At 67.0% G+C, this 14,058-nt stretch carries 11 protein-coding genes; 8 read left to right on the forward strand and 3 right to left on the reverse strand.

Annotated features, from left to right (window positions below; genetic code table 11):
* The first annotated feature begins 12 nt into the window (after window positions 1-12).
* Window positions 13-546 (forward strand): CGNR zinc finger domain-containing protein, encoded by a 534-nt coding sequence (locus NVU01S_RS10310; protein WP_043664137.1) that lies wholly within the window; start codon window positions 13-15, stop codon window positions 544-546.
* 113 nt (window positions 547-659) lie between these two features.
* Window positions 660-1,376, forward strand: coding sequence for an alpha/beta fold hydrolase (locus tag NVU01S_RS10315; protein WP_043664140.1), 717 nt, complete (start codon window positions 660-662; stop codon window positions 1,374-1,376).
* A gap of 13 nt (window positions 1,377-1,389) precedes the next feature.
* Here NVU01S_RS10315 and NVU01S_RS10320 read toward each other — a convergent pair whose 3' ends face one another.
* Together NVU01S_RS10320 and NVU01S_RS10325 are read right to left on the reverse strand one after the other, a co-directional pair.
* Window positions 1,390-5,235: an ATP-binding protein gene (locus NVU01S_RS10320; RefSeq protein ID WP_244467106.1), complete on the reverse strand. Its 3,846-nt coding sequence runs from the start codon at window positions 5,233-5,235 to the stop codon at window positions 1,390-1,392.
* A gap of 221 nt (window positions 5,236-5,456) precedes the next feature.
* Complete coding sequence (locus tag NVU01S_RS10325; RefSeq protein ID WP_052280169.1) at window positions 5,457-6,854, reverse strand: glycosyltransferase family 87 protein; 1,398 nt, start codon at window positions 6,852-6,854, stop codon at window positions 5,457-5,459.
* Window positions 6,855-7,024: 170 nt separating this feature from the next.
* Between NVU01S_RS10325 and rpsF the strand changes: the two genes are divergently transcribed.
* The 6 genes from rpsF (at window position 7,025) to NVU01S_RS10355 (ending at window position 12,755) form a co-directional block, all read left to right on the forward strand.
* Complete coding sequence (gene rpsF, locus NVU01S_RS10330; RefSeq protein WP_014989072.1) at window positions 7,025-7,312, forward strand: 30S ribosomal protein S6; 288 nt, start codon at window positions 7,025-7,027, stop codon at window positions 7,310-7,312.
* 89 nt (window positions 7,313-7,401) lie between these two features.
* Window positions 7,402-7,947: a single-stranded DNA-binding protein gene (locus tag NVU01S_RS10335; protein WP_014989073.1), complete on the forward strand. Its 546-nt coding sequence runs from the start codon at window positions 7,402-7,404 to the stop codon at window positions 7,945-7,947.
* 57 nt (window positions 7,948-8,004) lie between these two features.
* Window positions 8,005-8,256 (forward strand): 30S ribosomal protein S18, encoded by a 252-nt coding sequence (gene rpsR / locus NVU01S_RS10340; protein ID WP_014989074.1) that lies wholly within the window; start codon window positions 8,005-8,007, stop codon window positions 8,254-8,256.
* 17 nt (window positions 8,257-8,273) lie between these two features.
* Window positions 8,274-8,726 (forward strand): 50S ribosomal protein L9, encoded by a 453-nt coding sequence (rplI, locus tag NVU01S_RS10345; protein WP_043664146.1) that lies wholly within the window; start codon window positions 8,274-8,276, stop codon window positions 8,724-8,726.
* Window positions 8,727-9,378: 652 nt separating this feature from the next.
* Window positions 9,379-12,036: a replicative DNA helicase gene (locus NVU01S_RS10350; protein ID WP_043664149.1), complete on the forward strand. Its 2,658-nt coding sequence runs from the start codon at window positions 9,379-9,381 to the stop codon at window positions 12,034-12,036.
* A 113-nt stretch (window positions 12,037-12,149) separates the two neighbouring features.
* Entirely contained in the window at window positions 12,150-12,755 is a 606-nt protein-coding gene (locus tag NVU01S_RS10355; RefSeq protein WP_082031814.1) for a DUF3558 domain-containing protein, read from the forward strand.
* 39 nt (window positions 12,756-12,794) lie between these two features.
* On the opposite strand, the gene NVU01S_RS10360 is transcribed toward NVU01S_RS10355, so the two are convergent.
* Complete coding sequence (locus NVU01S_RS10360) at window positions 12,795-13,883, reverse strand: hypothetical protein (protein ID WP_156161410.1); 1,089 nt, start codon at window positions 13,881-13,883, stop codon at window positions 12,795-12,797.
* Window positions 13,884-14,058: the final 175 nt, after the last annotated feature.

Genomic DNA, 14,058 nt, shown 5'->3' on the forward strand with positions numbered 1-14,058 from the left:
TACTATGAGAGGGTGTTCACCTTCGTCAGCGGCAACCTCGCCCTGGACTTCGCGGGCACGGTCAAGGCCCGCAGCACCACATTCGACGACGGCCTGCGCACCCCGGCCGACCTCGCCGACTGGTTCCGCGCCGCCGAACTGCTCGACCGGGTATCCGACTGCGAGCCGGCCACCTTCGAACAGGCCGTGCGATTGCGCGAGGCCGCGTACCGGATGGCCGTGGCCAAAGCACACGGCGAAGGTTTCGCCGACCCGGACCGCCGGCTCGTCAACGAGCTCGCCAAAGGCGAAATCCCCATGCTCAACCTGCGACCCGACGGCACACTGCGCCGCTCCGGCGCACCCGCGACCGCACTCGCCGCGATCGCCCGTGCGGCGATCGAGCTCCTCGGCAGCCCCGCCACGGTGAAGGAGTGCGGCCGCGACGCATGCACCCGCCTCTACGTGGACGCCTCCCGCGGCGGCACCCGCCGCTGGTGCGATATGACCATTTGCGGCAACCGCGCCAAGAGCGCCGCCTTCCGTGCGCGGCACACCCCGGAATGAGGCACTGAGCAGCACGTTCGTCGGACATTCAGCTCACGTTGAGCCAGCTCGGCGATGGTGGAGCAGTCGCGCCCGCCGGGCGCGGCGATCCGCTGTGAACTGGAGGAAACCGAATGACCACCACCCCGAATGTGCTGCTCGTGCACGGCGCCTGGGCCGACGGCTCCGCGTGGAGCAAGGTGATCGAGCGCCTGCACGACCGGGGTCTGGGCACCGTGCTCGCCAGCCAGCTGCCGCTGCGCGGCTTCGCCGAGGACGTCGCCACGGTCACCCGCGACCTGGACACCCTGACCGGGCCGACGCTGCTGGTCGGCCACTCCTACGGCGGCGCCGTGATCAGCCAGGCGGGGGCGGGACGCTCGGACGTCAGCGGGCTGGTGTTCGTCGCCGCTTTCACCCCGCACGCCGGGCAGTCCGCGTTCCAGCTCAACCAGGAATTCGGCCAGGACCTCGCCAGCGGCGCCGACCTGGTGAACATCGGTGCGGCCGAGACGCCGGAGCTGATCATCGCCCGCGACCGCTACCACGCCGACTTCGCGGCCGACGCCGACCCGCGCGAAGCCGCCGTGCTCGCCGCCACTCAGAAGCCGACTTCGGTACTGTCGCTTGCCGGTTCGGGCACCGCGACGCCCGCGTGGCAGACGCTGCGGCACAACACCTGGTACCAGATCTCCGAGCTGGATCAGATGATCCACCCCGACCTCGAGACCAAGATGGCCTATCAGGTGGCCACCGAGGACCACATCGTGTCGCTGGCGACCAGCCACGCCTCGATGATCACCCAGCCGGACGCGATCGCCGATCTCATCGTGCGGGCCGCCGCCGGGTGAACCGGGAGTCCGGTCAGTCGGCGGCCGCCGGGGGCGTCTGGGTGTCGATCAGGTCGAGATACCTTGTCGCGCCCATGCTTTCCGCCAGATGCCGAGCTTCCTGGCGCAGCGCCGGAGCGGCTTCGGGCCGGGCCGCGGCGAGTTCGAGCAGCGCAGGGACCAGTTCGACCGGTGAGCCGTAACGACGCAGCTGCTCGACCGCCCGGCTCAGCAGTTCCGCGTCGACGCCACCGGGCGCCGCCGCGGCCATCGCACGCAGCGCCCGGCCGAGCGTCGCCGGGGTGTCCCATCGTTGCGCGAGTTCGTATTCCGCGGCCGCGAGCTCCGTGGCCCGGGCCCGTTCGCCGAGCCCTACCAGTGCCAGCGCAGCGGAACTGCGCCACGGAATATGCGCCGGATTACTGATGCCCACCGCGCCGACCCGGCGACCGCAATCCAGGAAGTGCGCCACCGCTTGACGCGAATCTCCTTGTGCCGCACAGAGCATGCCCCTGACGTGGAGGACGACGGTCCACTCCCAGGTTTCCGGATTCGCCTGCTCGGCGACGCTGTCGAGCCGGCGTTGCGCCTCATCGAGCCGGCCGAGACCCAGCAGCGCGTGCGCATACTGGGCGACCAATGCCAGTGGCGGCCGGATGGATTCGTCGTCGAGCACCCCGACGGTCGGCGCGAGCACACGCAGCGCCGCGCGGTACTCACCGCAGCGCAGCAGCACTTCCGAGTGCAGGATCAGGCGATAGACGTCGATGGTGCCGAAATGATGCTCCCTCGGTTGGGCGCTGAGCTGTTTCGCCAGCGCCAGATCGCCCGACCACATCGACAGGTGCGCGAGCAGCCCGACCAGTTGCTGCGGCAACGCCGCCCAGCCTCGGGCCGGATCCGCCTCCGCGGGAAAACGCGCGAGTGTTTCGCGCGCGGAGTACCGGACACCGAAGGCGTCGTCCCAGGTCAGCACGGCCGTGCTGATCTGATCGGCCACCCCTGCCGTGCGCAACCGCGCGACGAACCCACGCCAGCTTGCTGCGGTCAACCCGGCGACGGCCCAGGCGGCGGCGCGAATATCCTGTGCCGCCACCGGATCTCGCTGTTCGGTCTCCGCGAGCACGGCATCGAGCAATGTCATCGCGGCCGCCGCCTGCCAGCGGGTCGACATGGTCCAGGTCAGCGGGATGAGCGCGCTCGGCGCGACGCCGCGTTCGCGCTGACTGTGCAGCGCCTCCTCCAGGTGTGCGCGCGCCGCCGCCGGATTGGTCCACAGCTCCAGCTGGCCCAGGCGCACCAGGATGTCGTCGCGGCCGGCGGGCGCGGTGATCCGCAACGCGGCCGCCAATTGCCGTACCGCATCCGGAATCAGCCCCTGGCGCAGACACTCTTCCGCGGCGTCGAGCAGCACCACGGTCCAGCGCGCGTACTTCGCGCCGACCAGATCGTGCAGAATAGCGGCGACCTGCCGCGCCGAATACCCGGCACTGCGCGCCTGTTCGGCCGCGGCGATCCGGAACCGGTCGGCGTCCTCGCGGCGGCACAGCCAGCGAATCGTGTTGCCGATCAGCGGATGCTGAAACACCGGCGGCGACACCGCCGCCAGAATGCCGGTGGCGGAGAGCAATGCACAGCGATGCCGCACCTCGCTCACCGGTTCGGCACACGCGGCGGCAAGGATTTCGAGGCTCGGCTCGACCTCCTGCAACACGGCGAGCGCGCGCAGCATGACCACTCCGCGCGGCGCGTAGCGGCCGAGCAGTCGGCTGATCGACCGCGAATAGCAGCCTTCGGGCAGGAATTCCGGGATCCGGCCGGGATCGCGCATAGCCAGCAGATCCGCGATCAGCGCACCCGCCAGCAGCGGAATGCCGGCCGTCGCCCGCTGGATCTCGGCGGCCAGGCCCGGCGGGCAGAGCATGCCGGTGCGCTGTTCGTACAGGCCCTCGATCGCGGGGACGCTCAACCCGCTCAGTCGCAGAATCGCGACGGCGGGCGGCTCCAGTCGCCCGTGCAACGCGAGAACCGCAGGCTCCCAAGCACGTTCGTCCAAGGCAAGGATCAGCAGCACCGGCATGCGGCGCAACCGGGGCGCCGCCGCGGCCAGCACGCGCGCGGATCGCTCGTCCATCAGATCTGCGCCGTCCACCACGACGACCAGCGGTGCGGTGGCAGCGGCAGCTTCGACCAGACTGGCGCACAACGCTGCTGCCGCCTGAGCGTCGGTCTGGGCGGGCGCGAGCGCGGTCTCCGCCAGCTCGGCGATCAGCCCCAACGGCGGCGCGACATCCCACGGCGGCGTCAGATCGATCCGCCGCACCCCGGCGAACCGCCGCGCCACCTCGTCGAGCAACTGCGTTTTGCCGAACCCGGGCAACCCCGAGATCACCAGCAGCCCACCGCTCCCCGTCGCCGCCCGCTCAACCCACGCACCGATCTGCGCCAGCTCCCACGCCCGCTCGAACACCACGGGTGCCGCCGGATCGATCCCGGCCCACCCACGTTGCGCCCCACCCGAGGTCGGGTAGGCCGCTCCGACGGTCGGATCGACCGAACCAGCGGGCGAATGCGCCCACCCCCCAGCCGGATACACCGAGCCCGCACCAGCATTCGGCCCACCCGACGTCGGATGTGCCGAGCCCGCATCCGGGTACGCCGAAGCCGTGGTCGGGGCCATCGCCGCGGCAGGCAGTTGCGCGGGCTCCGCTGACGTCCGCCTCGACGTGGCGGACGAATCCGCGGGCCGCCCTGATGGTTTCGGAGCATCCGGCGGGCGGCGCGCCCAATCTGCGGTCAGGTGGGCCGAATCCAGGCGTGAGCGGTCCGTGTCTGTTGCCGCTCCGGCGGGCTCGGTTCCGGATGCTGAACGTGGTGGCTTCGCTGCCCGCTCGGCCGAATCCACAGTTGAGGATCCGGCCGAATGCACCGGTGGCGAGGCAGGCGGTGCCGTGGGTTCCGGCCACAGGGTGGATACGATGCCGAAACGCTCTGCCGTGCCGGTGCGCGGCGAGTTGGACGCGATCGCTTCTCGCGGGATCACAGGGGGCGGAGGTAGATCGGAGGGTTCTGCGCCAGAAAGGATTTGCTCATGCAGCCGACGTAGCTCCGGCCCTGGTTCCACGCCGAGTTGATCCACCAGCAGGTTGCGGGTTTCCCGGTAGACCTCGAGCGCTTCGGACTGGCTGCCGCGCGCGTACAGTGCGCGCATCAGCACGGCGCGCGGGCGTTCCCGCAACGGATGTTCGGCGGTGAGTACGCGCAGCCGATCGATCACCTCGTCGGAACGCCCCAGTGCCACAGCGACATCCAGGCTGTCCTCCAGCACGGCGAGCCGTCGCTCGGCGAGCGCCACCCGCTGCCGCTGCGCGAAGGGGCCGGGCAGACCGGTCAAGGGCTCACCGGCGTAGAGCGCGAGCGCGCGCGTGTAGCGGTCTTCGGCGCGAACCAGGTCGCCCGCTTCGCGCGCCCGGCTCGCCTCGCCGACCAGTCGGTCGAAGACGCCGAGGTCGACCTGTTCGTCATCGATCCGCAGCTGGTAGCCGCCGTGGCCGGACAGCAGCACGGTCGGCGGGGTGCGCGGCGGACGATCGGGCTCGAGCACTCGCCGCAGCGCGGAGACATAGGTCTGGATCACGCCGACGCCACTGGCCGGCGGCACACCGTCGTACAGCGCCGCGAGCAGGCTGTCCGCCGAAACCCATTGCCGGCGGCGGAAAGCCAGCACGCTCAGCACGGCCCGACGCTGCGGCGGGCCCAGCGGCAGGACCTGGTCCCCGCGGTGCGCTTCGACTCCGTTGAGCAGCGTCAATCGAACGACGGATGGCGGGTGCGCGCCCGTGTCCACCTGATCCATCCGTACTTCACCGTCCTGCTCCATCACCAACCCGACCAGAGTAAGCGGACCAGCACCATTTCACTTGATGGCGATTTCGCGGGTGCGCAGGCCCCGTGCTACCGGTCCGCGACCAGCTCGGACCAGGCCCGCACCACCTGAGCTGGATATTCGGCAAGCCACAGGCAACCACCGGACAACCACCGGCGCGTGGTGCCTCGAACCAGCCGGTGACGCACTTCGCAGTGCCCACTGCGCCCGAACGCTCAGGCCGGGATCAACTCACCCGGTGCGAACCGCGGCACCGGCGGCTGCACCGGACGCGAACCCCGCGGCACCGCACGCAGGAAAAGGAAGAACAGTGCGACCAGCAATACGGCCCGGCCCCACACCCCGAACTGGACGACCTTCTCCATCGTCTCGTAGGGACGACCCGAACCCAGCGCGTAGAAGTATCGGAACACACCGATACCGACGGCCGCGTCGGCCACCAGATACGCCCCGATCAGCGACCACGGCACCTCGAGCAGCACCAGGAACGGCACCAGCCACAACGTGTACTGCGGTGAGTGCACCTTGTGGAACAGCAGGAACGCGCACAGCATCGCGCCGCTCACCGCGACCCACGGGAACACGCCCGTCCTGAGATACCGCTTCCAGCCCAGCCACATCGCCAGCGCGAACGCGGCGAGCACCAGCGTCGGCGACGCGAACGACACGACCTCCTGGAACACCGCCTCGCCGCCGGTGTCGTGCTCGAACAACGGCCGAAGTCCCCAGTACCAGATGGAATTCGTGGTGATGTCGGCCTGCCGCAACTGCTGGAAGGTGATCGACGCCCGCCAGCCCTCGTAGCCGGCGACGGCGAACGGCAGGTTCACCACGACCACGGTGGCGACGGCCGCGGCGGCGGTCAGCAGCGCGCCGCGCACGTCCAGACCGCGCGGCCGCGCTCCCGGCTCGTCGCGGACCCGCTCGATGCCGCCGGTCAGCACATACGCCATCAGGGGCAGCACGAAGATCCCCGGATAGAGCTTGAAACAGAAGCCGAGTCCGAGCAGGATCGCGGCCAGAATTCCCCTGGTGCGCACCGAGTATCGGGTCAGCGTCGCCATCACGTAGACGGCCGCCACCGCGGTGCAGACCACCGGCAGTTCCCAGTTGTGGAAGGCATAGAGCACCAGCGGCGGTCCCGCCGCCCACAGCAGCGCCGCCCGCCCGGCGAGCCGGGCCAGCATCCACGCGGTCAGCAACGCGAACGGCGCGAGCAGCAGCGCCGAATGCCGCAGGAAGTCGGCATCATTGTGCGCGCCGATCGCGCCGAGCCAGATCACCGTGCCGCTGAGCACCGGATACTCCACCGCGCCGCCGACCAGCGCGCCGTCGTCGGTGATACCGCCGTTGATATAGGGAAAGACGTGCTCGTTGATATCGCGGCCGAGCCAGAGGAACTGGATGTCGGAATAACAGACCTCGGCATCCTTGCGGATCTCGAAGACCGCGCTGCGGCCGTCGGCCTGGAACGGCGCGCCCGCGCACCGCGCCTTGTTCGCATACGCGAGCGCGAGCGTGAGCCCGCACAGCACGAGTACGAACGCCGCCAACACCGCGCGCCGGCGCACCCGGCGCGCGATCAGGTCGCTGACGGCGAGTCCGGTCGGCATGAGCACCACCCTAAGTGGATCGATACCGCTGTGCCCGCGTTCCCTCGCCGACGAGATCGATTTCAGTGGGAAAGGGCTGTTCATGTAGCCTTGTCGGGTTGCTGACGCAACGACCCTCCTGCCACGGAGAGCCCGTGGCCGTTTCCTAGTCCACAGGAGGTGATTGGTCCGTGCGTCATTACGAAGTGATGGTTATCCTCGATCCCAGTCTGGACGAGCGCACCGTTGGTCCGTCTCTCGAGACGATGCTCAACGTGGTTCGTACCGAGGGCGGCAAGGTCGACAAGGTCGATATCTGGGGCCGTCGCCGGCTCGCCTACGAGATCGCCAAGCAGGCCGAAGGCATCTACGCGGTGGTCGATCTGACCGCGGAGCCCGCGACCGTGAGCGAACTCGACCGCCAGCTCGGCCTGAACGAGTCGGTGCTGCGCACCAAGGTTCTGCGCCACGACAAGTAGGCCCGCAACCCTCGATTGCGTCGGGGCCTGTCTCTAGGCTCTAGCGCAACAGCGAGACGCGGACTGCGTACCCGAGCAGGAGGAACCACATGGCAGGCGACACGGTCATCACCGTCATCGGAAACTTGACGGCCGACCCCGAGCTTCGATTCACGCCCGCGGGAGCGGCGGTGGCGAACTTCACCGTCGCGTCGACACCCCGTGTGTTCGACCGTAATTCGAACGAATGGAAAGACGGCGAGGCGCTCTTCCTGCGCTGCAACATCTGGCGCGAAGCTGCCGAAAATGTCGCCGAAAGCCTGACCCGCGGTTCCCGAGTCATCGTGAGCGGCCGGCTCAAGCAGCGCTCCTACGAAACCCGCGAGGGTGAGAAGCGCACGGTCGTCGAGCTCGAGGTCGACGAGGTCGGTCCCTCGCTGCGCTACGCCACCGCGAAGGTCAACAAGACCAGCCGCGGCGGCGGTGGCGGCGGCTTCGGCGGCGGCAGTGGTTCCGGCGGCGGAGGCAACTTCGCGCCGGCCAACTCAGGTGGTGGCGGTGGGCGTTCCGGCGGTGCCGAGGACGACCCTTGGGGCAGTGCGCCCGCGGCAGGCTCCTTCGGGGGCGGCCGCATGGATGACGAACCGCCGTTCTGACAACGGCTTTCATAGGTCCACCCCGCGTGGACCATCACTGATAACGGAGTAAAGACCATGCCTAAAGCGCCCGCGCGCGAAAAGGTGCTCAAGAAGAAGGCTTGCGCGTTCTGCAAGGAAGCCAAGTCCGGAATCGTCAACATCGACTACAAGGACACGGCGCTGCTGCGTAAGTACGTCAGCGATCGCGGCAAGATCCGCGCCCGCCGCGTCACCGGCAACTGCGTGCAGCACCAGCGTGATATCGCGGTTGCCGTCAAGAACTCGCGTGAGGTCGCTCTGCTGCCTTACGTGTCGACGGCTCGCTGAGTAAGGGAGGCACGCAAATGAAGTTGATTCTGACTGCAGACGTGGACAACCTCGGTGCGCCCGGCGACACCGTTGAGGTCAAGGACGGCTACGGCCGCAATTTCCTGCTGCCGCGCGGCCTGGCCATCGTGGCCAGCCGGGGCGCCGAGAAGCAGGTCGCGGGCATTCGCCGGGCGCAGGATGCCCGCCGGGTGCGCGACCTCGATCACGCCAACGAGCTGAAGCAGGCCATCGAGGGCCTGGAGTCGGTCTCGCTGTCGGTGAAGACCGCCGGCACCGGCAAGCTGTTCGGCTCGGTGACCCAGGCCGACGTCGCCGCGGCCATCAAGTCGGCCGGCGGCCCCGTGGTCGACAAGCGCAGCATCGAGCTGCCGAAGTCGCACATCAAGACGGTCGGCAAGCACGTCGTCGTGGTGCACCTGCACCCCGATGTGGTGGCCAAGTTCGACCTGCAGGTCGCTGCCAGCTGATTCGAGCACGTCCCGAAGACCACTCCCGCGTTCGGCGCGGGGGTGGTCTTCGCTGTGCGACGTCGGCCACTTTTATCGGTAACTGATTATTAGCTCGGCTCGCAGTCCTGCCAGATGGAACGTTCTCGGCCGATCAGCGCTGGTCATCGCGGCGCCGAGCGGCTCCCCTGTGGATGACCGGAGAAACCGACCGGTGGCAATGTGATTCAGCTCATATCGGCCACCCTGGCCGTTACCTCAACACGCCCGGCTGTTCAACTTCCCCGACACGCCGCGACTTTGTTCATCCACACGTGGATAGCTCGGAAAATCCATATCTATCTGCAGCTTCCCCCGCTATGACCTGGGTTTTCCCCAAGTTGTCCACAGGGGGTGCACACCGTTGGGTGAACAGTCCCCAACTTATCCACAGCTGTGTGCACATTCTGGTTTGATGGCCGCTTGTCGGACGCCTAGGTTCGTCGCTACAGCCCGTACAACCGGTCCCCCATGTCCGGAATCAGTGGATACCAAGACGGTAGCTGGCACCCGCGGCGGCATTCGCCGGCGCCGCGGCGCCGGCCCGCTGCGCTGCCGCCTCCGCGTGGGAGCCGGACAGTGGACCGAATCATCAATATGGTGAGCCCAGGTGGAGAAAGGACGGTCGAGCCGGATGGCAGTCGTCGACGACCGCGGACACGCGGACTTCCCGCCCGAACCCCCCGGCGAGGACTTCGGCAGGCAACCACCGCACGACATGGCGGCCGAACAGTCCGTGCTCGGCGGCATGCTGCTGAGCAAGGACGCCATCGCCGACGTCATCGAGGTCATGCGCCCCGGCGACTTCTACCGTCCCGCGCATCAAGCCGTCTACGACACCATCCTCGACCTGTACGGGCGCGGTGAACCCGCCGACCCGGTGACCGTCGCGGCCGGCCTGGACCGCCGCGGGGAACTCAAGCGCATCGGCGGCCCGCCCTACCTGGTCACGCTCACCCAGACCGTCCCCACCGCCGCCAACGCCAGCTTCTACGCCGAGATCGTCGCCGAGAAGGCCATCCTGCGCCGCCTCGTCGAGGCGGGCACCCGCATCGTCCAGTACGGCTACGCGGGCGCCGACGGCCAGGACATCGCCGAGGTCGTCGACCGCGCCCAGGCCGAGGTCTACGAGGTCACCGAACGCCGCACCACCGAAGACTTCCTCCCGCTCGAAGAACTCCTGCAGCCCACGATGGACGAAATCGACTCCATCGCCAGCCGCGGCGGCATCTCCCTCGGCGTCCCCACCGGCTTCACCGAACTGGACGAACTCACCAACGGCCTGCACCCCGGCCAAATGATCATCGTCGCCGCCCGCCCGGGCGTGGGCAAATCCACGCTCGGCATGGATTTCATGCGGAGTTGCTCGATCAAGCATGGGTTGCCGAGCGTTATCTTCTCGCTGGAGATGAGCCGGACCGAGATCGTGATGCGTCTGCTGTCGGCGGAGGCGAAGATCAAGCTCGGTGATATGCGCGCGGGGCGGATGAGCGACGACGACTGGACCAAACTCGCGCGGCGGATGAGCGAGATCAGTGAAGCGCCGCTGTTCGTCGACGATTCACCGAACCTCACCATGATGGAGATCCGGGCCAAAGCGCGACGGCTCAAACAACGCCACGACCTGAAACTCGTGGTGGTGGACTACCTCCAGCTGATGACCTCCGGTAAAAAGGTCGAATCCCGCCAGCAGGAAGTCTCGGACTTCTCGCGAAACCTGAAGCTGCTCGCCAAGGAACTCGAAGTCCCCGTCGTCGCGATCAGTCAGCTGAACCGCGGCCCCGAACAGCGCACCGACAAACGCCCTATGGTGTCCGACCTCCGCGAGTCCGGCTGTCTACCCGCATCCACCCGCATTCTGCGCGCGGACAACGGAACCGAGAGCACCCTCGGGGAACTGCTGGCCAGCGGCGAGCAGCCACTGGTGTGGTCCCTGGACGAGCGGATGCGCATGGTGGCGCGTCCGATGGTCAAAGTCTTCCCCAGCGGACGCAAGGAAGTGTTCCGGCTGCGCCTCGCCTCGGGGCGGGTGGTCGACGCGACCGGTAACCATCCCTTCCTGACCGTCGACGGCTGGATCGCTCTGGAAAAGCTCGCCGTCGGCGACCGTCTCGCCACCCCACGTCACGTACCGGAGCCGGTACACACCACACGGATGCCGGACGCCGAGATCATCCTGCTGGCGCACATGATCGGTGACGGTTCTTGCGTCAAGCGCCAGCCGCTTCGCTACGCGAGCATCGATGAAGCGAACCTCGACGCGGTCACCGCGGCCGCCACGCACTTCGGCGTCACCGCAGTGCGTGACGACCATCCGGCCGCGCGCGTGTCCACCCTGCGCCTGCGTGCTCCCGAACACCTCACCCACGGCAAGCGGAATCCGATTGCCGCATGGCTCGACGAGCTCGGTCTTTTCGGCTTGCGCAGCTACGAAAAGTTCGTCCCCAAGCCGGTTTTCGAGCTCCCGAACGATCAGGTGGCATTGTTCCTGCGCCATCTGTGGGCGACCGACGGTTCGGTGCGCTGGGACGACACCGGCGGACAGGCCCGCGTCTACTATTCGTCGACGAGCCGCCGCCTGATCGACGACGTCGCGCAACTGTTGCTTCGCGTCGGTGTCCACGGTCGGATCAAACAGGTCCGCAAAGCCGGCTATCGGGACTGCTGGCATTTGACCATCGACGGATCCGACAACCAGACCGTCTTCCTGCGCGATGTCGGGGTCCACGGCGCCCGCGGGCAGGCCGCCGATGCGGCGTTGACTCATTTGGCGCCCTTGGCAAGCAATACGAATGTCGACACCGTGCCCAAGGAAGTCTGGAACCAGGTTCGCAGCCTGCTTGCGACCAAGCAGATGACCCATCGAGAATTCTCGGCGGCCATGGGATCCCGGTTCTGCGGATCCACGATGTGGAAGCGCTCCCCGAGTCGTTCTCGGCTGGCTCGGGTCGCCGTCGTCCTCGACGATGCCGACATCGAAATGCTCGCCACCAACGACGTCTTCTGGGACAAAGTCGTCGAGATCACCAGCCTCGGTGAACAAGACGTCTACGACGGTACCGTCCCCGGCACCCATAATTTTGTGGCGCAAGGGATTTCGGTCCACAACAGCCTTGAGCAGGACGCCGACATGGTCATCCTGCTGCACCGCCCCGACGCGTTCGAGCGCGACGATCCGCGCGGCGGCGAAGCCGACCTCATCCTCGGCAAACACCGAAACGGCCCCACCGCCACCATCACCGTCGCCCACCAACTCCACCTCAGCCGCTTCGTGGACATGGCCCGCGGTTAGGTCGCTGCCGCCGCCGCTGCTGTTGTGGGCCAGCTGCAGTGGGCGCGCCTGCGTGTCGACCAGAAGAACGCTGCCGCGTTGCGGTTCGTCGGCGAGTCCGATGGACTGACGGCATGAAGCGTTCTGTTGCTGCCGCATGCTGCGGCATCACTGCTCTGCTGATCGCGGCGTGTGATGGCGGAACGTCGGAGGGCGATCCAGCGGCAAGGTCCACCGCGCCGTCACCAACTCCGCTGAAGCTTGCCGTTTCGGTGCCGCCTGCTCCTGCCCAACGAAACCAGGGGCGTCACGATGTGACCTTCGATCCCTGCTTCAAGCTCGATGATGTGACGATCGAACGAGCTGGATACGATCCGCGCACTCGCAAGCGCAAGGATTTCATCGCGGATGGTTACTCCGCGCTCGGATGCGAGTTCGCTCGCAAAGAGCAGGGACTGCTGATGGGATCCTTGGTCACCTCGTCGTCGAATCTGACACTCGATGAGTACAAAGACCGATACGGGAGCACCGCGACCACTACGTCGATAGCCGGCCGCGAGGCTGTGACGTACCAACTCCCCGGCGACACAACCAATACAACGTGCTTTCTCGCCATGAAGGCCACCGACGGAGTGCTCCAACTGCAACTCGACGTCAACAAGGCGCGGACTGCGGACCGGCCCTGCGATTTGATCCAGGGTACGGCTGAGTCCATCGAGCCGGGCTTGCCACGCGCATAGGCATCACTTTGGGCAAGCCCCAGCTCGCTGCCGGTCGTCTCAGCGCAGTACAGCCTCGGCGGCTTGACGCATGTATGCCTCTAGGTCCTGGACCGCGTTCTTCATCGCGCCGCCGCGGTAAGTGTTCACGATGTTGAGTAGATCGCTGTACAGAGTGCTCGTACTCTTTGAATCAACCAGCGTGCGATAGTCCTCGAGCCGTCCGTCCGGCTGGAAAAGGTTGTCGTATCGCGGGTCATGCGCGAGGGGGCCGTCGGCGTCTTGCAGCGTGCGTGCGATCTCGTAGACGGTGTGGGCAGGGTCGAGATCGTTGCTGACCGATACCCGGGGGGCGACTTCCTTGGGGTCCTTCGACTGGTCATCGGCTCGGTCCGCAGCCTCGGTATCGAGTCCTCGAGTCACGAGCCCTTTGAGTGTTCCTGCGTAATAGGCAAGTTGGAGTTCCGGGTTCTGTGGATCCGCCAGCCACGATCGGGTCCAGTCGGATTGCAGCTTGGCGATGGTTTCGACTGCTTGTCTGTTCAGGTCAAGTGCTGATGTTGCACCAGAGTCGATTACGGCAAAGATGTTCTGCGCCTTGGGTCGCTGGAGATTTCCGAGCGGATCAGGCGCGGTGAACCCTCTCGAAGTGACGAATTCCGGGCTGGCACCAGCAAGGTCACGCAGGTAAGGAGTGAAAGCCACCGCGAGACTCTGCACCAGCTCAGGATTGACCTCACCTACCGCACTGGTACGGGGCCCGTCGACATTCAGCAATTTTGAAGAGTGATCGGCTACATATCTGGCGAGCATCGTTGCGGATTCGCCCGCGCGGGTCGACGTCGCGGCGTCGGACGAGCCAGCGTCCGAGCCGATCCAGGCAAACAGGTTGCCGACTGTCGAATCTTTGGTTTTCCAGCGATGACTCATCAACTGGTCCAGCAAGTCGTCGGACGTCACCCCTTGCGGCAAGCCGACCCCTCTCAACGCGTCTTGGACCGCGCCCTTGTCGACTACACCATTGGTCGACGCCTGGTCTACGAGCCGTTCGGCCGCAGACAACGCAGCTGAACCACGTTCCGAGTTGCCACACCCGGACACGACTGCTGCCAGTAGTGCGGGAAGGAGAAGGAATCGAATGCGCGTCATCGGACGAGGTTCCTGCCTTCCGTGACTCTTTGCTGCATCACCTGCAGCGGATCTTGTAGCACGCCGCCTTGGTAGCTTGCGAGTAGTAGGCCGGTCCACAGTTCATGTCGAGCCGATCCAACGGTTTCCAGTCCAGCAGTAAGCGTAACCTCCGACCGAGCAGACCTGGCCCTCG

Origin of the sequence: Nocardia vulneris, from assembly GCF_001613425.1 — a bacterium.
Classification (GTDB): Bacteria; Actinomycetota; Actinomycetes; order Mycobacteriales; family Mycobacteriaceae; genus Nocardia; species Nocardia vulneris.